This is a genomic window from Streptomyces sp. URMC 126 (assembly GCF_051386555.1).
GTDB lineage: Bacteria > Actinomycetota > Actinomycetes > Streptomycetales > Streptomycetaceae > Streptomyces.
Map to the genome: position 1 here is coordinate 1 of NZ_JBPQTX010000930.1, position 266 is coordinate 266.

At 72.6% G+C, this 266-nt stretch carries 1 pseudogene; it reads right to left on the bottom strand.

Annotated features, from left to right (window positions below):
• Nucleotides 1-266: pseudogene (locus ACSNOK_RS34535) on the bottom strand (hypothetical protein); the annotation flags it as partial.

Sequence of the window (266 nt, forward strand, 5' to 3'; positions counted from 1 at the left end):
GGGCCCGCCGGTGGGTCGGCGTACTCGTCCACCCGGTTGTCCGCGGCGCCGGCGATGTCGAAGTCCAGGCGCCAGTAGGCGTGGTGCGTGTGGACCCGGCAGGTGCACGGGTTGCTGACCCCGGCGAAGCCAAACCGGGGGCGGATCACCCCGTCGTCGGCGAGCCGCCAGTCGCTGATGTAGCGGTACCAGCCGGCCGCGAGCTCGCTGACGATCCGCAGCTCCGAGCCGTCGTGGTGGAAGGCGACCCCGCGGAAGTTCCCGGT